The organism is uncultured Parabacteroides sp. (assembly GCF_947855115.1).
GTDB lineage: Bacteria > Bacteroidota > Bacteroidia > Bacteroidales > Tannerellaceae > Parabacteroides.
The window spans coordinates 1-21,557 of record NZ_CANTZW010000033.1 but is presented as its reverse complement, the minus strand read 5'-3'; the positions used below and the strand labels follow the sequence as shown (position 1 = coordinate 21,557).

General features: G+C 43.4%; 21 protein-coding genes and 1 pseudogene. 18 read left to right on the top strand and 4 right to left on the bottom strand.

Going from position 1 to position 21,557, the window contains the following annotated elements:
• Positions 1-61 precede the first annotated feature (61 nt).
• From lpxD to miaA, 5 genes are all read left to right on the top strand, one after another.
• Positions 62-1,105, top strand: coding sequence for a UDP-3-O-(3-hydroxymyristoyl)glucosamine N-acyltransferase (gene lpxD, locus Q0110_RS15920; protein ID WP_297908646.1), 1,044 nt, complete (start codon positions 62-64; stop codon positions 1,103-1,105).
• A gap of 6 nt (positions 1,106-1,111) precedes the next feature.
• Positions 1,112-2,497 (top strand): bifunctional UDP-3-O-[3-hydroxymyristoyl] N-acetylglucosamine deacetylase/3-hydroxyacyl-ACP dehydratase, encoded by a 1,386-nt coding sequence (locus Q0110_RS15915; RefSeq protein ID WP_297908643.1) that lies wholly within the window; start codon positions 1,112-1,114, stop codon positions 2,495-2,497.
• A 17-nt stretch (positions 2,498-2,514) separates the two neighbouring features.
• On the top strand, positions 2,515-3,300 hold the full coding sequence (gene lpxA, locus Q0110_RS15910; RefSeq protein WP_297908640.1) for an acyl-ACP--UDP-N-acetylglucosamine O-acyltransferase: 786 nt from the start codon (positions 2,515-2,517) through the stop codon (positions 3,298-3,300).
• Between the two features lie 134 nt (positions 3,301-3,434).
• The gene (locus Q0110_RS15905; protein WP_297908637.1) at positions 3,435-3,995 is read left to right on the top strand and encodes a hypothetical protein; all 561 of its coding nucleotides are present in this window, start codon (positions 3,435-3,437) and stop codon (positions 3,993-3,995) included.
• Positions 3,995-4,894: a tRNA (adenosine(37)-N6)-dimethylallyltransferase MiaA gene (miaA, locus tag Q0110_RS15900; RefSeq protein WP_297908634.1), complete on the top strand. Its 900-nt coding sequence runs from the start codon at positions 3,995-3,997 to the stop codon at positions 4,892-4,894. The genes Q0110_RS15905 and miaA overlap by 1 nt, the downstream gene beginning before the upstream one ends.
• Before the next feature lie 124 nt (positions 4,895-5,018).
• Here miaA and Q0110_RS15895 read toward each other — a convergent pair whose 3' ends face one another.
• A complete protein-coding gene (locus Q0110_RS15895) occupies positions 5,019-5,390 on the bottom strand; it encodes a DMT family protein (RefSeq protein WP_297908631.1) in 372 nt (123 codons plus the stop codon).
• Position 5,391: 1 nt separating this feature from the next.
• The gene (locus Q0110_RS15890; RefSeq protein ID WP_297908629.1) at positions 5,392-6,138 is read right to left on the bottom strand and encodes a tRNA 2-thiocytidine biosynthesis TtcA family protein; all 747 of its coding nucleotides are present in this window, start codon (positions 6,136-6,138) and stop codon (positions 5,392-5,394) included.
• Positions 6,139-6,249: 111 nt separating this feature from the next.
• On the opposite strand from Q0110_RS15890, the gene Q0110_RS15885 reads away from it, so the two are divergent.
• The 4 genes from Q0110_RS15885 to Q0110_RS15870 all read left to right on the top strand — a co-directional run bounded on the left by Q0110_RS15885 (position 6,250) and on the right by Q0110_RS15870 (position 10,159).
• A complete protein-coding gene (locus Q0110_RS15885) occupies positions 6,250-7,698 on the top strand; it encodes a tetratricopeptide repeat protein (RefSeq protein WP_297908626.1) in 1,449 nt (482 codons plus the stop codon).
• An 8-nt stretch (positions 7,699-7,706) separates the two neighbouring features.
• Positions 7,707-8,195 carry an NfeD family protein gene (locus Q0110_RS15880; RefSeq protein WP_297908623.1) on the top strand — a complete coding sequence of 163 codons (489 nt, stop codon included), beginning with the start codon at positions 7,707-7,709 and terminating at the stop codon, positions 8,193-8,195.
• A 10-nt stretch (positions 8,196-8,205) separates the two neighbouring features.
• Positions 8,206-9,198, top strand: coding sequence for a flotillin-like protein FloA (gene floA, locus Q0110_RS15875; protein WP_297908620.1), 993 nt, complete (start codon positions 8,206-8,208; stop codon positions 9,196-9,198).
• A 91-nt stretch (positions 9,199-9,289) separates the two neighbouring features.
• The gene (locus tag Q0110_RS15870; protein ID WP_297908618.1) at positions 9,290-10,159 is read left to right on the top strand and encodes a nucleoside phosphorylase; all 870 of its coding nucleotides are present in this window, start codon (positions 9,290-9,292) and stop codon (positions 10,157-10,159) included.
• A 171-nt stretch (positions 10,160-10,330) separates the two neighbouring features.
• On the opposite strand, the gene Q0110_RS15865 is transcribed toward Q0110_RS15870, so the two are convergent.
• Positions 10,331-11,077 (bottom strand): nitroreductase family protein, encoded by a 747-nt coding sequence (locus Q0110_RS15865; RefSeq protein ID WP_297908615.1) that lies wholly within the window; start codon positions 11,075-11,077, stop codon positions 10,331-10,333.
• Positions 11,078-11,153: 76 nt separating this feature from the next.
• Positions 11,154-12,338, bottom strand: a complete 1,185-nt coding sequence (locus Q0110_RS15860; RefSeq protein WP_297908612.1) for an AAA family ATPase — start codon at positions 12,336-12,338, stop codon at positions 11,154-11,156.
• 77 nt (positions 12,339-12,415) lie between these two features.
• Between Q0110_RS15860 and Q0110_RS15855 the strand changes: the two genes are divergently transcribed.
• The 9 genes and pseudogenes from Q0110_RS15855 to Q0110_RS15815 all read left to right on the top strand — a co-directional run.
• A complete protein-coding gene (locus Q0110_RS15855; RefSeq protein WP_297908609.1) occupies positions 12,416-13,534 on the top strand; it encodes a DUF362 domain-containing protein in 1,119 nt (372 codons plus the stop codon).
• Positions 13,535-13,542: 8 nt separating this feature from the next.
• A complete protein-coding gene (gene mnmE / locus Q0110_RS15850; RefSeq protein ID WP_297908606.1) occupies positions 13,543-14,928 on the top strand; it encodes a tRNA uridine-5-carboxymethylaminomethyl(34) synthesis GTPase MnmE in 1,386 nt (461 codons plus the stop codon).
• Between the two features lie 284 nt (positions 14,929-15,212).
• On the top strand, positions 15,213-16,088 hold the full coding sequence (locus tag Q0110_RS15845; RefSeq protein WP_297908603.1) for a helix-turn-helix domain-containing protein: 876 nt from the start codon (positions 15,213-15,215) through the stop codon (positions 16,086-16,088).
• 117 nt (positions 16,089-16,205) lie between these two features.
• The gene (locus Q0110_RS15840) at positions 16,206-17,321 is read left to right on the top strand and encodes a site-specific integrase (protein WP_297908600.1); all 1,116 of its coding nucleotides are present in this window, start codon (positions 16,206-16,208) and stop codon (positions 17,319-17,321) included.
• A gap of 179 nt (positions 17,322-17,500) precedes the next feature.
• Complete coding sequence (locus Q0110_RS15835) at positions 17,501-18,493, top strand: hypothetical protein (RefSeq protein WP_297908597.1); 993 nt, start codon at positions 17,501-17,503, stop codon at positions 18,491-18,493.
• Positions 18,494-18,591: 98 nt separating this feature from the next.
• Complete coding sequence (locus tag Q0110_RS15830) at positions 18,592-18,966, top strand: helix-turn-helix domain-containing protein (RefSeq protein WP_297908594.1); 375 nt, start codon at positions 18,592-18,594, stop codon at positions 18,964-18,966.
• Between the two features lie 5 nt (positions 18,967-18,971).
• Positions 18,972-20,007: pseudogene (locus Q0110_RS15825) on the top strand (AAA family ATPase).
• 132 nt (positions 20,008-20,139) lie between these two features.
• Positions 20,140-21,357 carry a site-specific integrase gene (locus tag Q0110_RS15820; RefSeq protein ID WP_297908591.1) on the top strand — a complete coding sequence of 406 codons (1,218 nt, stop codon included), beginning with the start codon at positions 20,140-20,142 and terminating at the stop codon, positions 21,355-21,357.
• 3 nt (positions 21,358-21,360) lie between these two features.
• A partial coding sequence (locus tag Q0110_RS15815; protein WP_297908587.1) for an Arm DNA-binding domain-containing protein occupies positions 21,361-21,557 on the top strand: 197 nt, incomplete at its 3' end.

Here is a 21,557-nt window from a genome sequence, read left to right as displayed (position 1 = left end):
CAAACTGACTGTCTATAAACAGCGGACAGTCAATGAAGATACATATATAATTGAATAAGTAATGGAGTTTTCAGCCCAACAAATTGCCGGCTTCCTGAACGGAACGATCGAAGGAGATCCAAACGTAAAAGTCTGCAACTTCTCTAAAATAGAAGAAGGAAAGCCAGGTACATTGACCTTTTTGGCGAATCTTAAATATGCGCATCATATTTATAATACCGAGGCAAGCATTGTTTTGGTAAACAATGATTTCAAACCAGAACAGCCGATAAAAGCCACACTCGTAAAAGTAGAGAACGCTTATGCGGCACTCGCGATGTTATTAAATTTGGTAGAGCAATCAAAGAACAAAAAGAAGGGGGTTGATTCTACCGCTTTTATCGCTGCGTCCGCAACCGTGAGTGATGATTGCTATGTCGGTAATTTCGCCTACATCGGGGAAGGCGTAAAAATGGGTAAGAACTGTATGGTATACCCACACGCCTATATCGGGGATCATGTAACGGTAGGAGACAATTGTGTATTCTATCCGCATGTTACCGTTTACGAGAATTGTATAATCGGAAATAATTGTATCCTTCATGCCGGTAGCGTAATTGGAGCCGATGGTTTCGGATTTGCTCCCGAAGGTGAGACTTATAAGAAAATCCCGCAATTAGGCAACGTTATCATCGAGGATGATGTAGAGATCGGCGCCAACACGACGATAGACCGTGCGGTGATGGATTCTACGATCATTCGCCGAGGCGTTAAACTGGACAATCTCGTACAAATCGCCCATAACGTGGAGGTAGGCGAGAATACAGTGATGGCGGCGCAAGTCGGTATCGCCGGTTCCGTAAAAGTAGGAAAACATTGTATGTTTGGCGGGCAAGCAGGTTTAGCCGGACATATCCATGTGGCGGACCACGTCGTATTCGGAGCTCAAGCCGGAGTTATCAGCGATGTAAAGGAAGCGATGACTTTGCTTGGAGCGCCGGCGATCAACGCGAAGAATTTCATGCGTTCCAGCGCAATCTTCAACCGTCTTCCGGATATATACCGTTCGCTGGGACAAATGCAACGGGAAATCGAACAACTCAAGAAAGAAATTAATAAACAATAAAGACCTATGCAAAAACAGAAAACGCTTGCGGCAAGTTTCTCCTTGAATGGAAAAGGGTTGCATACTGGATTAGAGATAGAAATTACGTTTAATCCCGCACCCGAGAACCATGGATACAAGATCAAACGTGTCGACTTGGAAGGCCAACCGGTCATCGATGCCTTGGCTGAAAATGTAACTTGTACACAACGAGGTACGGTGCTCAGCAAGAATGGTGTTCAAGTAAGTACGATCGAGCATGCGATGGCTGCTTTATACGCTCATGAGATCGATAACTGCTTGATCGAGGTAAACGCACCCGAATTTCCAATCCTAGACGGAAGCTCTCGTTTTTTCTCCGAGGAAATCCAAAAGACAGGGATCGTCGAGCAAAACGCTCCAAAAGATTATTATATAGTAAAACATAAGATCGAGGTAAAAGATAAGGAAACGGGCTCTTCGTTGATTATCCTCCCGGACGATAAGTTCAGCGTGAACGTATTGATCTCATTCGATTCACCCGTACTTTCCAATCAATTCGCCACGTTAAACGATTTAAGCGAATTCCCGACGGAATTAGCGGCCTCACGCACATTTGTATTCGTGCGCGAAGTGGAAATGCTACTCAATAACAACCTAATCAAAGGGGGAGATTTAGACAACGCAATCGTTATCTACGACCAGAAGATACCGCAAGAATCTTTGGATAAACTGGCTGATATGCTGAATATCCCTCACAAGAACGTACAAGAATTAGGTTATATCAACAATAAGCCTCTTGTATTCGACAACGAACCGGCACGCCATAAATTGATCGACGTGATCGGAGATATCGCCTTGATCGGCAAACCAATCCGCGGACGTGTAATCGCTACCCGTCCGGGACATAAAATCAATAACCAGCTAGCTCGCATGATCCGCAAGGATATCAAGTTGAATGAGGTACAAGCTCCGGTATACGATCCGAACCGTGAGCCGGTGATGGATATCAACCGTATCCGCGAATTATTGCCACATCGCTATCCATTCTTATTGGTTGACAAGATTATTGAGATCGGCGGGAATTATATCGTAGGAGTAAAAAATATCTCGACCAACGAGCCATTCTTCCAAGGGCACTTCCCACAGGAACCGGTCATGCCAGGAGTTCTACAGGTTGAGGCCATGGCACAAACAGGAGGTTTGCTTGTCTTGAACTCCGTAGATGAACCAGAGCGCTATTCTACCTACTTCATGAAAATCGATGGCGTGAAATTCCGTCAAAAAGTCGTTCCGGGCGATACGCTAATTCTGCGTCTGGAATTATTGGCTCCGATTCGTCGCGGAATCTCTACCATGAAAGGGTATGTATTCGTTGGTGATAAATTGGTTAGTGAAGCCGAGTTCATGGCTCAGATTGTAAAAAACAAATAATAAGATAAAGTACGATAATGAATATATCTCCTCTAGCAGTCGTTCATCCAGAGGCCAAGATTGGTCAGAATGTAACTATTGATCCGTTTGCCGTGATTGAGAAAGATGTCATAATCGGTGATAATTGCCGTATATACTCTCACGCCGTTATCTTGGATGGCGCACGGATCGGTAAAAATTGCAATGTTTTCCCAGGAGCAGTCGTAGCCGGTATCCCCCAAGACATGAAATTCGCGGGCGAGATCACGACGGCAGAAATCGGAGATAACACGACACTTCGCGAATGCGTGACGATCAACCGAGGTACCGCTTCCAAAGGTAAAACCGTAGTGGGTAACAATTGTCTAATCATGGCTTATTCACATGTTGCCCATGATTGTGTCTTAAAAGATCACATTATTATAGGCAATGCCTCGCAAATCGCCGGAGAGGTGGAGATTGATGATTTCGCTATCGTCAGCGGGGGATCTTTGGTGCACCAGTTCTCGCGAATATCCAAGCATGTGATGATACAGGGAGGGTCTCGTATCGGAAAAGATATCCCACCTTATACCCTGATCGGCCGCGATCCGATCGTTTACTGCGGTATCAATATCGTAGGCCTGCGCCGCCGGGGATTCACGAATCAACAAGTATTCTTGATTCAAGACATCTATCGTACGTTGTATACCCGGGGGCTGAACAATACGGAAGCCCTGAAAGCGATCGAGACAGAATATGAGCCTAGCGAGGAGAGAGACTTGATCCTCAATTTTATCAAATCGTCCAGCCGGGGTATCGTAAGAGGTTCGATCGACGAATAAAGAATATAGATCTCATTTACAGCAATAAAAGCTGGGTTTATCAACGTTAAACCCAGCTTTTATAATTTATAGCGTTATTATATAGGGATATTAATATTTTTACTACTTTTGAACCAACAAAAAACTAAACGACTATGCTATTTAGATTTCTAATCCTATCAGATGAAGCAGATGACTTCAAGCGCGAGATCAAGATTGATTCCGAGGCTACTTTCTTGGATTTGCAAAATGCCATCCTTGATTCGGTAGGTTATACAAAGGATCAAATGACCTCCTTCTTTATATGTGATGACGACTGGAGCAAAAAGACGGAAATCACGTTAGTAGAGATGGATACATCTTCCGAGGAAGACAGCTATGTCATGGCCGATACCCAACTGGAAGAATTGCTTGAAGACGAGCATCAAAAACTTCTTTTCGTTTTCGATTATATGACCGAGCGCGCTTTCTTCATGGAACTTCGCGAGATTGTTCCGGGAAAAGACTTGGATGCCCCTATTTGCAGTAAATCGGTAGGTATGCCTCCCGCCCAGGTAGTTTCTTTCGACGAGTTCGAGGCTAAAAACGGTAGCACGTACGTAGGAGAAGATTTTTACGGCGATTCCGAATATGATATTGATGAATTAGATAAAAGCGGCTTCGACGGCTTAGGCGAAGGTCCGATGGATAATCCATACGATGACGAGCGGTTTTAATGAATACTCTCATTATATTACTGGGGCCGACAGGAGTCGGTAAGACCGAGTTAAGCCTTCAAGTGGCGGAATATTTCGGCTCTCCGATTATCTCTTCCGACTCCCGTCAGCTCTATAAAGACCTTCCAATAGGCACGGCTGCCCCCACATTGGAACAAAGGGCACGTGTCAAGCACTACATGGTAGGTACTCTCTCGCTTACCGATTATTACAGCGCCAGCAATTTCGAGGCGGATGTGATCTCCCTCTTATCCGAGCTACATAAAACAACTCCGACCGTCATAATGACCGGAGGCTCCATGATGTATATCGATGCCGTATGCAAAGGCATTGACGATATCCCGACAGTTACACCGGAAATCAGGAATGCCCTATACAAACAATTTGAAACCGAGGGCCTGGCTCCTATCCTCGCTGAATTAAAAGAGGTAGATCCTGTTCATTACGAGGAAGTAGACCGAAATAACTATAAGCGGGTAATCCATGCTGTAGAGATTTGCAGGATGACAGGTAAACCCTACTCCTCTTTCCGTACGAACATAAAAAAAGAGCGTCCGTTCCGGATCATTAAGGTCGGCCTTAATAGGGATCGTGAGGAATTATATGACCGCATCAACCAACGTGTAGATCAAATGATGAATGAGGAACTGCTGGAAGAGGCACGCCGGACTTACCCCTTCCGTCATTTGAATTCCTTGAATACAGTCGGTTACAAAGAACTATTCAACTATCTCGATGGAGAATGGACATTAGACTTCGCCGTGGAGAAAATCAAACGCAATTCCCGGGTCTACGCACGAAAGCAAATGACTTGGTTTAAACGAGACCCCGAAATAGCCTGGTTCCATCCAAGCGAAACCGAGGCCATACTCACATATCTGAAACAACAGATTACATAGCATTCTGACAATAGGCATTATAAGGTGCTTACGATGGGCATTATAAACACATTAGAACGGGCATCATAAATACCTCTCAATAGGCAGTATGATTTACTGATCGTCAAACCCGTATTCCACGGTCTTATTTCTTGAAAACCAGATAAACCGCCGCTACCAAGAACACAAAAGCAAGCGCATGATTCCACTTAAACGACTCTCCCTTAAAGGCGATGGTACTGAATGCCACGAATACTACCAACGTAATCACCTCCTGGATCACTTTCAATTGTATCAAGTTAAACGGACCACCATTATCCCGGAAACCAATACGATTCGCCGGTACTTGAAAACAGTACTCAAAAAAAGCAAGAAACCAACTAAACAGGATTACGCCAAGCAAAGGAAGATGCTCGAACCAACTGAATTGTTGCCTCATTTTCAAATGCCCGTACCAAGCGCATGTCATAAAAATATTCGACACGACCAATAACAAAATCGTATAAACACCTTGCATATCATTTTATTTTTCGAGGTAAATAATCTTCTTGTATATTCGTCATACTTCCCCAAAGACTGTAGCGGGCCTCCGGATTGATGGTTTCCAGGCTTCTCAACAGCTCTTTCATATCAGAACGACTGGAGCCCGACTCATAAGGACAGTTCTTCAATTGTTTCCGATATCCTTTCCATGCGGCAACCCGAATCAACTCCTTTTCTTCTACCAGGCACATCGGACGGATAATCTCCATATCAAATTTATCCATCTTCAACCGAGGAGGCATCGTTCCGAAAGCTCCTTGATGAGTCAGATTCATCAAGAGAGTCTCAAGGATATCATCTTGATGATGCCCTAACGCTATCTTATTACATTTATAAGCCTTAGCGATCTCAAACAAAGCCTTTCGGCGAGTCCATGAACATAAGAAACATGGAGATTTACGAGTATCTGTAGATGGATCGAAACTTGTCTCATGGACAATGAAAGGCAAACCGTGCTCTTCCGCACGACTTCTTAAATAATCTATATCCGAACGGTAAAGAATATTAGTCATCACGATATGTACCACCATGACCTCAAACCTAGGACAATAGATTTTCGACCTGCGCCCAAGTAAATCCACTAAAGCCAAAGAATCTTTTCCTCCGGACAGCCCGATCAAGATCCGGTCTCCATCATTTATCAATCCATAATCGAAAATCGCTTTCTTTACTTTATCCTCTATCCTACGAAACAAACGTTCATCCTCTGTCAATTTTGCCATATGCTTTCCTTACAGGCGCAAAATTATACATTTATTTTTTCGATTTGTATGCCTCTACGAAAATATTCTTATCTTTGAAACTGCATAACTATATAATCTAGATTAGACAAAATGAAACGGTTATCCCAAAAGCTGCTTTATACACTAGGAGTTACACTCGTATGCAGTGGAATGCAACTATATGCGCAAAGTCTTGACCAGGCGAAAAAATTATATAACGACAAGAAATATGCCGAAGCCAAACCCGTGTTCGAGAAATTGGTAAAACAAGCGCCAAGCAATGCATCTTATAATCAATGGTATGGTGTTTGCTGCCTCGAGACCGGAGATTTGGTTAGGGCAGAAAAACATCTTAAGGTCGCCGTAAGGCGTAGGGTGCAAGAAGCTTACCGTTACCTTGGAGAAGTATATTATCAAACCTACCGTTTCGATGAAGCCGAGAAAATGTTCGATGAATACATTACCCTCTTAGCTAAAAAGAAACAAGACACGGAACCTTATCAGATCTGTATGGATTTAGCGAACAAGGCTAGCCGTATGCTTGACAAAGTAGAGGACGTCCAAATTATCGATAGCATAGTCGTTGATAAAGAAGATTTCTTATCAGCCTATACCCTAAGCGAGGAAAGTGGTACATTGACTACTTATCAAGATTTTTTCCAGACCAACGAGCCGGACAACTCTTCGGTATACATGAACCAAAAGGGAGATAAGATTTATTACGCCCATCAGACAGATAGCAATCATAATTGTCTTTTTACCCAATCCAAACTCATGGATCAATGGGGAGACGAGAAACAATTACCGATGAATATCAATAGTGACGCCGATGACGGGTATCCTTTCGTACTATCCGACGGTGTAACTATTTATTATGCGTCTAAAGGGAACGGTTCTCTGGGAGGGTATGATTTATTCGTTACCCGTTACAACACCAATTCCGATACCTATCTTACGCCGGAACAGTTGGGTATGCCCTATAACTCCCCGTTCAACGATTATATGATGGTAATCGATGAAGCCAAGCAATTGGGATGGTTCGTATCCGATCGTTACCAACCGGAAGGGAAAGTTTGCGTATATTTATTCATCCCGAACGATGACCGCGAGCGAATAGAGAGTGAGGATATCGAACTAAAACGTGCCCGGGCCTCCATTGCCTCTATCAAGGATTCATGGAAACCCGAATCAAACTACGAGGAGTTGATTCATTTGGCCCATACCGAGATTCCTTACGGACGCACGAAAATAAAGAAAGATTTTACATTCCCGATCCATAATGATATCGTTTACTATACCATGGACGATATCCAAAGTCCGGAAGCGAGAAACTACTATGAGAAAGTGGTTTCCATCCATAAACAGATCAAGGAATTAAATGAGGAACTAGAGAACTTACGTGCCAGCTACATCAAGGGGAATAAGGCAAAAAAAGAACAACTGAAGCCTACGATTCTCGATGCGGAGGAAAAACTAGACAACCTACTCGACCAGCCGCACGAATGGGAGAAGAAAGCACGTAACGCCGAGATCACATATCTAAGAAATAACCGCAAATAAAAAGAAGTATGCTACTGGATATAGCTATTATCGTCTTCCTTATGGCAGTAGCCATCCTATTGATACTGGCAGAGATATTCCTTCTTCCGGGAATAACGCTGGCGGGTATAGGCGGGGCTATTTTCGCTATTGGAGGAGTCGTTTTCGCTTATACGGTAGGTGTATGGGTGGGACACTGGACTTTATCCTTGTCAATCATCACATTCGGGGTTATCTTTGGTTGGTTATTGCGTTCCCGGTCTTTCAATAAGATCGCTTTAAAAACGGATATCGACTCCAAGTTAACATCCAGTCGAGACCTCGGGATAGAACCCGGAGACGAAGGAATCACGCTCTCACGCCTAGCTCCTATCGGCAAGGCCAGGATCAAAGGAATAAACGTTGAGGCGAAATCTCAAGATGAGTTAATCGATGAGAATACGCCGATCATAGTTATCAGGGTAGACAGTTACAACGTAATCGTCCGTCCTAAAGAAGAAACAAATATTCACGCTTAATTTTTTTTATATGGAAGTAACCTTCTTGCCACTTATCTTATTAGGAGCCGCAGTGCTTCTGCTGGCAATCTTTTTCTATTATGTGCCGTTCCTGCTATGGATCTCGGCCAAAGTATCGGGAGTCAACATCTCCCTGATCCAGTTATTCTTGATGCGTATCCGAAAGGTTCCTCCTTACATCATCACTCGTGCGATGATCGAAGCGCATAAGGCAGGAATAAAGACGCTTACACGCGATGAGCTGGAAGCGCACTATTTAGCGGGTGGACATGTCGAGAAAGTAGTGCATGCGTTGGTTTCCGCATCAAAGGCGAATATCGACCTTCCTTTCCAGATGGCTACCGCTATCGACTTGGCCGGACGTGACGTATTCGAGGCTGTGCAAATGTCCGTAAATCCGAAAGTGATCGATACCCCTCCGGTAACAGCGGTAGCGAAAGACGGTATCCAGTTAATCGCCAAGGCGCGTGTTACCGTTCGTGCGAATATCAAGCAATTGGTGGGTGGCGCCGGAGAAGAAACGATCTTAGCCCGTGTAGGTGAAGGTATCGTATCTTCCATAGGTTCATCTGAAAGCCATAAAACCGTATTGGAGAACCCAGACTCCATCTCAAAGCTAGTGCTTCGCAAAGGGCTTGACGCTGGAACAGCTTTCGAAATCCTTTCCATCGATATCGCCGATATTGATATAGGTAAGAACATCGGTGCTTTCTTGCAAATGGACCAAGCTCAAGCGGACAAGAATATCGCTCAAGCGAAAGCCGAGGAACGCCGTGCGATGGCTGTCGCGCTCGAGCAAGAGATGAAGGCGAAAGCACAAGAAGCTCGTGCCAAGGTTATCGAGGCTGAAGCGGAAGTTCCTAAAGCCATGGCAGACGCATTCCGCACAGGAAACCTAGGTGTAATGGATTATTACAAAATGAAGAATATCGAAGCGGATACTTCTATGCGCGAGGCGATCGCCAAACCGACTAGTGCCGCATCGAAACCATTGAAGGATTAATATAGTTCATAGAAACAAAACGATCTACAGGGGCAAGGCTCGTACCTTGCCCCTTCATGATTATAAAGCAAACTTAATTATCTGATCGAATATGAGAACAATACCCGCTTCAGAATTAGCGATCCATTCAGACGGCAGCGTTTTCCACCTGCATTTAAAACCGGAGCAACTTGCGGATCGCGTGATACTTGTCGGTGACCCCGAACGGGTTACAACCGTCGCATCCTATTTTGATTCCCAAGAATGCGAGGTTTCCAGCCGGGAATTTCACACCATCACGGGGCGATACAAAGATAAACGTATCACGGTCGTATCCCATGGTATCGGTACAGATAATATTGATATCGTATTAAATGAGTTGGATGCCTTGGCTAATATAGATTTCTCAACCCGCATGATTAAACCGGAATTCAAACAGCTCTCTCTAGTCCGTATCGGAACTTCCGGAGGATTACAACCATTTGTTCCGATCGGAACTTATGTGGCAGCAGAAAAATCTATCGGATTTGACGGGGTAATCTATTTCTATGCGAACAGTACTTCCATTCGCGACACAGATTTGGAATCTGAACTAATAAAGCAACTTGATTGGCAATTTAACGGAATACGACCTTATGTCGTATCGGCAGATCCTTCGCTAATCGATCAGATCACACATAAAGATATTATCCGGGGAACGACAATCGCAGCCAACGGCTTTTACGGACCACAAGGGCGTGAACTTCGATTACCCCTAGCCGACCCAGAATTGAACCAGAAAATAAAAGCCTTTGATTACAACGGGCGAAAGATCACGAATTTCGAGATGGAGAGTTCCTCTTTAGCAGGTCTAGCCGCTCTTATGGGACACCGGGCAATGACTGTATGTTGCATTATCGCCGGACGTGTGGATAACCACATGAATACTGATTATAAAGGTTCTTTGGAGAAGCTGATTGAAACCGTATTAGATCGTATATAATAAAATCGGGATTACGAAATGGTACTACATTCTTTAACCCGATACATTATATGCTCTTAGACGTAGGGATGGACTATATCTCTAAAAATACGGAATCCACCCTCAAGTCAATTACAGGCGTACTTGAAGGTGGATTCTTCATAAATCATAAAAATACAGACGTACCAAGACTTACCTCATGAACCCTTGTTGTCTCAATACATTCAACAACACCTCTGAAAAATGCTCATTATTCTTCTTCGTATAACGCACATCTGTAAAAACTTGCGCCAGAGTCTCCTTATTATTCTCCTTTACAAACTGTTTATTCACCGCCAATGCCTCTTTTTCGGAATACAAGGCATCGATAGCAGCTGGAGTAAAATCCGTATAAGTCTCATTATGCACAACTGCCGCCAACGGTAAACGTTCAACCTGATCTGGTATAGGCTCAGCAGGATAACCTACCGTAACCGTAACAATCGGGACAACCAGACGAGGAAGGGAAAGCACATCGATAATCTGGTCTGCATTATAAGCCGTCGTCCCCAGATAACAAATACCCAAGCCTTTTTCCTCCGCGGCATTACAGAAACTTTGAGCGAATAACATCGCATCTATCGTAGAAGCAATAAAAGTTTGTAAATTATCAAACCCTGCCTCCGCTTTCCTACATTCTGCCCATTTTACAAAACGGTTAGCGTCCGCACAAAAAGTAAGCACGACCGGAGCTTCCGTAACCATCGGCTGATTAAAATGAGCCGGGGCTAACTTTTCTTTGTTCGCTTGGTCGCGGGTAACCACCACACTATACAATTGCATATTTCCCGTATTCGAGGCACGAGCGGCTACTTCTAATAACTCATTCAACAAGGATTCCGGGATATCCTGATTCGTGTATCTACGGATACTTCTTCTATTCTTCATGCATTCTAACATAGTAATCTATTTTAATTATGTACGCAAACTTAGGTAATCTTACTTAAATTATCGCCAAACCCAAGTTTAAAAGTCCTCAATAACAAAATCCCAATATCCATGCCGGCATACGGTTAAACACGCTTTTTGGCAATCCATAGATAGCGGCGTAAGCATCGGGTACAAACCGAAGACGATCGTAACCTCTTAAAGGATCACCTACCGCAAAAATATATTTCCCATCTATCAAGAAATCTCCGTTCTCCATGAATTCCACATTCGCCACGCAACGCATCTGGCTTAAGAAAAAGGTCTCACACATTAATTGCCTGTTCTCTTTATCTCCGAAAAAAGAGATCATTAAATTCGTATCCCCCATAAAGACTTTCTGTTTGGCAAGAGAACTTCCCGGCTGGTTGGCCGAGTAATAAATAAGCCTCATATCATGAAAGAAACGCAACAGGCTATCGCTTTGCTGACGAAGAATATTCGTCTTACGGGTTACATCTATCGATTTCGGACGTAGCGGGATTGAGTCTGCCACCATCATAAAATATTTTTGAGCCCGCTCCAAATTGCTCATCGAAATAGAAACCACAGAAGGAAAGTCCCGGCAAATCTCCTTTCTCACTAATTCTTGCAAACGGGAATAATAAGTATCCGGATCTTGCCAATAAAAGGGATAACATCCATGTTCCAGATAATTCCGGAAAATAGGAACTACATTCATTTCCGCATTTATCTCCTTCACCAGATCATGGTGGTTCGCTAAAATGTCCTCTAAAGGAATGGGATCTTTATTCAAAATACTTTCATAAGAAAGAAATTCACGAAAAGATATAGGATGCATGGTATAAAAAACGACCTTATGCCTCAAGCTGTTTCGTACTTCAGTCAACGGACACAAAGACGTTGTCGCAAAAACAACTTTTAGCGTAGGGTTTACATCTAGCAAAGTTGAGATCTCTTCTGCCCAACCTGGATACAAATGAACCTCATCCAAAAACAAATAATGCCCCCCGGCTTGCAAGAAATCTTTAACAGTCTCGGTCAATGAATGTGTCTGAAACCAGAAATCATCCAGATTTATATAAAAGGCCTCCCTCGAGTCTCCAAATTTCAGCCTAATATGTTGCAATAACAAAGTTGTCTTACCTACTCCTCTAGAGCCCAATATACCGATTAATCGATCCTCCCATTCTATTCGTGCATGTAAATAACGCAGGAATGTACAATTTATTCCTTTCAACAATTGCTGATGATTCCGTTGAAGCAAGTCCATATATAAATCTGTTTTACGCAAAAATAAAAAATATTCCGTGTTTTTCGTACCTTTGTCGACACTAAACCAATAAAAAGATGAATACATCCAAAGTCTACTTCACAAATTTACGCACAACCCCCAGTAGTAATCTGCTAGATAAGATGGAGCGTCTGGTAAAACGTGCCGGTATCACTAATATCGACTTCAAGAACCAATTTGTAGCCATCAAGATACACTTTGGCGAACCAGGGAATTTAGCTTATATCCGTCCTAATTACGCCGCCCGCTTAGTAAACTTGCTACGAGAATTAGGGGCGAAACCATTTCTTACCGATTGTAATACCCTATACTCGGGCCGTCGCTCCAACGCTGTCGACCATCTTCAAAGTGCTATGGAAAATGGATTCAACCCCATGTCTGCCGGTTGCAATGCTATCATCGCCGATGGCGTGAAAGGTACGGACTACCGGGAAATTGAGATCAATGGGCAATATTGCAAAGCTCCGAAGATCGGTACAGCTATTGCCGATGCCGATATCATCATTTCTATGAACCATTTTAAAGGTCACGAGCAAGCCGGTTTCGGCGGTGCGCTGAAAAACCTCGGGATGGGATGCGCCAGCGTAGGCGGTAAATTGGAATTACATTGCGCCTCACAACCTCGTATCGATACGGAGGCTTGTAAAGGTTGTAACATCTGTGTAAAGCACTGCGCTCACGATGCCATCCATTTAAATAACAACCGAAAGGCCGAAATTGATTACGACCGCTGTGTAGGTTGCGGGCAATGTGTGGCTCTCTGCCAGTACGATGGTGCCGTAATGGGCGAAGGTGATACTTCCGAGCGATTGAATTACAAGATCGACGAGTATACGAAAGCCGTTTTATTAGATAAGCCTCATTTTCATGTTAGTTTTATCATGAATGTATCTCCGGAATGCGATTGCTGGAATCATAACGATGCCGCGATCATCCCTGATTTGGGTATCGCCGCTTCTTTCGATCCGGTGGCTTTGGATAAGGCTTGTGCCGATATGGTTATCGGAGCTCCGATCATAGGAGGTAATAAATTAGCCGAGGCTCACCCTCACGAACATCTTGAAGGAGTGGATAAATTCCATTTAATTCATCCAGATACGAACTGGCAAGCCGGCCTACGTTATGCGGAGGAAATTGGACTGGGCTCTCAAGCGTATGAATTAATAACAGTTTAATAGATCGAATGAGTACAATTTGCGCTATATCTACAGCTCCGGGAGTAGGAGGAATCGCAGTGATCCGTGTCTCCGGACCGGATGCTTTCAAGATTTGTGATCGGATATTCCGACCGAAGAAGGTGGGGAAGAGTTTATCTACCCAAAAGGCTTATACATTAACATATGGTTCCATCATCGGCAACGATAGCGAAACGGTAGACGAGGTGATCGCCGCTGTTTTCCGTGCTCCCCATTCTTTTACGGGGGAAGATACGGTGGAAATCACCTGCCACGGCTCGACGTATATCCAACAACAAATCCTGCAATCCCTTATCTCCAGCGGATGCCATATAGCGCAACCGGGTGAATATACGCAACGTGCCTTCATGAATGGCAAGATGGACCTTAGCCAAGCGGAAGCCATTGCGGATTTAATCGCCTCCACTTCGGCCGGTCAACACCGTTTGGCTCTAAGCCAGATGCGAGGTGGCTTCAGCAGGGAACTTGCCGAACTTCGGAACCAACTGCTCCATTTCACCTCTCTCATGGAACTGGAACTGGATTTCAGCGATCATGAGGAATTGGAGTTTGCTGACCGTAGTGAGCTTCGCACGCTTGCGGATCATATCGAACAGGTCATCTCCAAACTCGCCCAATCTTTCAGCGTAGGCAACGCTATCAAGAACGGTATTCCCGTCGCTATCATCGGTGAGACGAACGCCGGCAAATCGACTTTACTAAACGCCTTGTTGAACGAGGATAAAGCAATCGTCAGCGACATCCACGGAACAACTCGTGATGTTATCGAGGATACGATCAACATCAACGGCCAGCTCTTCCGTTTCATCGACACCGCCGGTATCCGTGAAACAAACGATACGATTGAAGTTCTAGGCATCGAACGTAGTTTCAAAGCTTTAGACCAAGCACAAATCGTCATCCTCATGTACGACTTAACCCGTGACCTCAAGGATTTCGAGACTTTCTATCAGGAAATTGCTCCGAGATTAACAAATAAGTCTGTTATCTTAGCGATAAACAAATGTGATGTATTACCCGCATCCTCTCTCCCAACCTTCTCTTTTCCCACCGAAGGCTGGCATCAAATCGCTATTTCTGCCAAGAGCAAGCTACATATCGCAGAGCTACAACAACTCCTCACGGAAGTCTCTTCCATCCCCTCCCTCCACCAAAGTGACATCATCGTAACGAATGCCCGCCACTTCGAGGCACTTACGCATGCGTTGGAAGCCATACATAGGGTACAAGAAGGTTTGAACTCCGGTCTTTCCGGAGATTTTATTTCTCAAGATTTACGGGAGTGTATATTCCATCTATCAGATATCGTAGGAGAGGTTACGACGGATCAGGTGTTGCAGAATATATTTCAGCATTTTTGCGTCGGGAAGTGATAGCTTATAATTAACTGCAACGAATTAGAATCAACTATAATGAAGTCGCTGAATTTCAGCGGCTTTTTTATTTACCAAAAATCCAGCTATAAACAGTTGGATACTGTTGTTCACCATATTTTTCTACCGTATTTCTACCGCGGAACAATTAAGGGCTTTTGCCCGATATCACACTGACGCATTTGTTGACGTGTGTTGACAATGGTTTACGCGAGTAGACAAAAAGGGAAATTATCCGAGCAGTAAAAAGCTTATGTTTCACTAAAATATGGAGAATAACAAAAATGGAAGTAAAAAGAATCTGCCAGTGGTGCGGCAAGCCTTTCATGGCAAAAAAGACCACTACCAATTATTGTAGTCCGCAATGTTCCAAAAGAGGTTACAAACACCGCATGAAGGAACGTAGAATGGAAATGCGCGAATTTCAGGAAATGCTGGAGGTAAAGAGCAAACTGGAGAGCCAGGAATACTTTACCTTTTCTCAAGCAGCCAGACTAATGGGCGTTTCTCGCCAGTATGTCTATAAACTGGTAAAGGAGGACAAACTTCGTGCATCAAGGTTAAGTTCAAGAATGTCGCTCATCAGAAGAACCGACATCGAACTGATGCTGAAAACAAAACCTTATGAAGTTCTCAGACCAAAAGATGAATTTGACGTTACCGAGTATTATACCGCTGAACAGATTGCGGAAAAGTACAAAGTCAACGCCAAATGGGTGTGGACCTATACCCGGCAAAACAATGTTCCCAAAGTCAAAATCCGCCAGTTCAATTATTACAGTAAAAAGCACATAGATGCGGCATTTGCCAAATATAAGACGGATGATGCCTTGACCGAATGGTACACTCCGGAAGAAATCGAGAAAAACTATGGGATGACACGTGTAGCCATCCGTTCACATGTCTATCGCAACAACATCCCTTCAAAGAAAGAGCACGGCCAGATATTCTACTCAAAACTTCACTTCGATCTGTCCAAGAAGACAACCGAAGATGATTCTTCAGAATACTATACCGTGCAGGAAGCCATGAAGAAGTATAGTCTTACACGGGATTCAGTTTACGGCATTCTGCAATTCCACGAAATAAAACGGGAGAAGAAAGGGCGCTTTGTGAGATTCCTGAAAGTGGAATTTGACCACATTATGGGCGCCAGATAATGAATCTGTACAGATAGATATACAGACTGGAAAATGATTTTATGCTGAATGCGGTCTGCATAAAGTCATTGTGCATCTTCACCGCAAAATTTAAGTCAACTAATAACATTTGTAACTATGTCAGAATGTAAAACTGTAACTTTGAGAACCCGCCCGTTAAAAAATGGTATGCTTTCCTTCTATCTGGACTATTATCCGGGCTACCGTGACCAGGAAACGATGAAGACTATCCGTCACGAAGGTTTGAACATTTATATCTATGCCAACCCAAAGAACCAGCGGGAACGTGACTTCAATGCAACCATGTCAGAGAAAGCAGAAGCCATCCGATGCCGGCGCTTTGAAGCTATCGTAAACGAACGCTATGATTTCTTCGACAAGAGGAAATATAAGGCAGATTTTCTGGAATACTACCGTAAGCAACTTCCCAAGCACGACCAGAAATGGGAATTCGTTTATCAGCACTTCTATAACTTCGTACATGGCAAATGTACTTTCGAAGAAATTGATATAGATTTGTGCAACAAGTTTCGTGAATATCTGCTCAATGCCAGACAGCTAAAACGGGATGGATATATTACACGAAACTCAGCTTCCGGCTACTGGTCCACATTCAGAGGATTCCTTAAGATTCTCTATCGCAATCGGCTGATCAAGTCAAACATAAATGATTTTCTGGAAAAGATTGAACCGGTAGATGTGGTAAAGGACTATCTGAGTGTAGAGGAATTGTACTGTCTGGCCGAAACGCCATGCAAGATACCAATTCTAAAAACCGCTTCCCTCTTTTCGTGCCTGACCAGTTTGAGACTCAGTGACATACTTACTCTCTGCTGGGAGGAAATTGTTGATTTTGCAACAGGAGGAAAATGTGTACACACCATCACACAGAAGACAAAAACGGAAGACATCATCCCCATTAGTGATGAAGCCCTGAAGCTAATAGAATACTCACCTGAGAAGAAGGGTTTGGTATTCAAAGGTCTGAAAAGGTGCTGGACCCAGGTTCCCATGAAGGAATGGATTCGTTCTGCCGGAATCACCAAGAATATAACATTCCATTCGTATCGTAGAACATTCGCAACCCTACAAGGAGCTGCAGGGACCGACATCCGTACCATACAAAGTATGATGGCTCACAAGAGCATAACCACGACTCAAAGATACATGAAAGTAGTGGACAGCAACAAGCGTGAAGCGAGCAATAAGATTACCCTAAAAAGGAAAGAATAGCAATCTGTATCCTATATAAATAATATGCCTAAAGTATGATTATAGTATGATTTAGAGTATGATTTTCGTGCTTTAGGCTTATTTTTCTTAAAATCTCAACGATTATCTGTCACTAATTACAACTATTTGGAAATAGAAAATATATTTGCCATAAAAACTAATACATATAATTATGGAACATGACAAACAATATTAAATTATCGGCACGAAAGACAAGTTTCATACTTGCAGTAAGTTGTATTCTTTTTTCAGTAATTGCAACATATCTGTACATTAATCACCAGATAGATCTGACCAGATATACAACACCTATAATATTAGGAACCGTTGTAATAATCACAACGTGCGGAGGATTACAACGTGTATTCTATCTATTCCTTACTGATGAATGTCCGCAGTTCTTTTCTGATAATCAAAGAAATTCTATACCTGACAAGGTTATTCCCAAACCAGATATGATGATTGAAGAATGCAATGAACCAACTGTAGAAGTTTCAGATATAGAAATGATTGAAGTTAGCAATACAACAGAAGTTATTTCAATGATTGAGTTACCGGAAAAGACAAAAAATACTGATACAACAGAAAACAAAGCTGCCAGCTCTGAAATCGTTACATCCATTACAATATCAGAGAAGCATGATGATTCGAAAGAAATAAAAGTTTTGGAGCAACAACCTACCTCAGAAGTTAAACCCGAAGCTTTTTCATATCTCCAGGGATTCGAAAGCCGTATGGAAGAAATTCAGAAGGAAGAACTGGAGAGAAAAATAATGATTATAAAGGCTATTCATGAATATGCCACCTATTCTACCACAAAATTTCTTACCAAAGAGAATCTGCTTATACTACATGAAAACATAGACCATTTGGCAAGTGGGCAATCAGATTTGTATAAACCCATCCGTTCAAAAATGGAAACTCCTCTTACATCACCTTCATTAAGACATTTTGTCTGGAATATAGGCGAACGGTTAGGTGTATCATTATCAGAAAGAGCCAATTTCATAAAAACCATATTTCCTAATGAATTAAAAAATGCAACCTTGGGATACCTTGTCAAGAATCTCAAGGATACCATACACAGTCAGATTCCTATTGACAGTCCAAAATATGATGATTTCAAATTTGATTATACTCTTATAAACAAAGCCCAGTGTGAGAAAAAATGAATTAATACAGACCGAAAAATGATTCTCTTCTCCCGTTTCTCTGCATAATGTCATTGATTTAGTTTGTGGCATATTCAAACACAACAAATAAAGACATTATGCATTTCAAAGATTTAACCTTTAACGATTTACCTACAGTTGTAGGTGAATTATGTAAGAGAATTGAAAGTCTGGAAACTGTATTGAAAAACAGTCTAGCAGTCCAAAACAAAGTCAAAGAGAACCATCACGTTCCTATGACAGTGGATGAAGTATGTACCTACCTTGGCATATCCAAATCCTCATTTTATTATAAGGTCAAGCATGGGGGCATTCCTGTAATCAAACAAGGCAAACATCTTTTTGTCTATCGTGATGAACTGGACAAATGGCTTGAGACCGGAAGAAAGGTACAGGTTCCACTGACTTTTGAAGAAGAACAGGCACAGATGCTTGCTGCCACCCGTCGTAAGGCTAATCCTAAAAACGTGTAAGGCCTATGGACAAGACAGACATTAGAATTCCTACTGATGAGGAATTGACCGCTTATATGGAGGAATCTGCTGTAAGTGCAAACGGAGCTTATGAGCAGTCACCGGTTGTATTGATGGTAGATGATGCCGCAATCGGTACACTGGGGAACTTTAGTGCCTCTATAGGCAAGGCCAAAAGCAAGAAAACTTTTAACGTTACTGCCATTGCAGCATCGGCATTGAAAAACGGTACTGTGCTGAAATACCGTTCATCATTTCCAGAGGATAAGCGAACTGTTCTGTACAGAACAAGGACGCCATCATTGCCAGAAAGTATTGAAAAGAATCCTGCGCCTTGCCGGACTCCCGGAGGACAAGAATCCAAACAATATGCTTATGCTGGCTTTGCGCAAGTACGCCCCTCCGATACGTCTGGCTATAGTCGAACAGGCTATCGGCACAATCCCCGACCTCGGACTAGTGATTATAGATGGCATCCGAGACTTTCTTTATGACATCAATTCCCCCAGTGAAGCGACCGACATTATTTCCAGATTCATGCAATGGACGGATGACCGCCAGATTCACATTCATACCATTCTCCATCAGAACAAGAATGACGAGAATGCCCGTGGTCATATCGGCACGGAACTGAACAACAAGGCTGAAACAGTGATGCAGGTAGAAGTGGACAAAATGGACAGGACAGTAAGTGTGGTCGAAGCCATTCATATTCGTGACAGGGAATTTGAACCGTTTGCTTTCCGTATAAACGATGAAGTCTTACCTGAACTGCTGGATTCCTATCAGCCCCAGGAAAAGAAAATCGGAAGACCTGCAAAAGAACCGTTTGATCCGTACAAGGAAATTTCTGAGAGCGTGCATCGGGCAGCTCTGGACGCAGCTTTTTCGAACTTCTGTATTACCAGTTATGACGATTATCTGGAACGGCTGAAAGAAGGATATGCCCTGCAGAACATTAAGCTGGGACATAACAAAGCGGTTAAAGTTGCCACCTTCCTAAGTAACAAAAGGATGGTCATAAAAGAGGAAAAAGGATAAATATCTGTAATCAAAGAGAAATGAAAGGGCAATATTTCTATAAATAAGAATCTATATTATTGTATATCTGTGTGTTATAAAATACAGCTTGTTTTCTTATCTATTCCTGTGAAATTCCATTTATACCCATTTTTGAATTATTTTTGTTACCTGTTTCGATACTTATATCAAACCGATTTACTATATTTGCGCAAGAATATAAAACACTGGAGCACAATGGGTAGAAAAAAGCAATCAAAAGTAGACAAAAGTCCGTTCAAGCTGCGGAGAAGAAAACTTGCGGACGGCCGTGAGTCCCTTTTTATAGACCGCACGGTTGACGGCAAGCACGAATACGAGTTCCTTAAATTGTATCTTGTGCCGGAAAATTCCGTCAAGGCGAAACGTGAAAATGCAAAAACGCTCCGTCAGGCGGAGGAACTCATCATTGCCAAGACCGAAAACATGGTTGATGACAAGGCACAGGAGGAAGCAGCCAAAGACAAGTCCAAGATGTTGTTGTCCGACTTCATTGGCCTGTTGATGGAGGAATACAAGCAACGGGGACAGCCCGCACATCTGCATTTAAGGGCATCACGTACCAAATTCGAGAAGTTCCGCCCCGGTACAAGATTGTGTGACATGGACAAGAGATTCTGTACCGATTATGCCGAGTGGCTTCAATCCGAACCTCTCACTCCGCAAGGAAAGCCGCTCGCCCAAGCCACCGCCTGTTCCTGTTTCTGGATTCTCGGCATCATCCTGTCCGCTGCCTGGCAGAAAGGGTATATAAAGAACAATCCTTGGAAACTGCTGAGCGCCAAGGAAAAGATAGCGAGACCGGAAAGCAAGCGTGAGTTCCTGACCCTTGACGAAGTCCGCAAACTGGAGGACACCCCCTATATCAAGGAGAATATACGCAGGGCATTTCTGTTTACCTGCTATTGCGGATTGCGTGTAGGCGATGTTACGGACTTGTGCTGGAGCGACATATCCGTCAATGGCGGGCAGCACTTCGTATCGGTGGTGATGCAGAAAAACTCCAAACCCATATCGCTTCCTCTTCCCGCCAAGGCGTTATCGTGGCTTCCTGAGCGGGGAGAACCGGAGGCATCGGTATTCTCGCTTCCGTCCCATACCGTCCTGAACAAGCATTTACGTAAATGGGCGGAACTGGCAGGGCTGGACAGACACCTTCATTTTCACCTGAGCCGCCATACCTACGGAACAATGCTGATAACCGCCGGGGTTGACCTTTATACCGCCAGCAAGATGATGGGACATGCCGATGTGCGCCCCACGCAGGTTTACGCAAAAATCGTTGACAGGAAAAAAGAAGAGGCCGTTTCACTGATAGACAAAGTATTTTAAGACATGGCAGTGACAAATAAAAAATCAAGCAAACTGAAAGAGCCTGTAAGAGTCCGTACAAAGAAACTTGCGGACGGTTCCGAATCGTACTACCTTGACATCTATGTCAACGGCAAGCGGAGTTATGAGTTTCTGAAGATGTACCACCTGCCGGAAGTCAACGCGAGGGTCAGGGAGCAGAACCGCGCCACCCGTGAGGC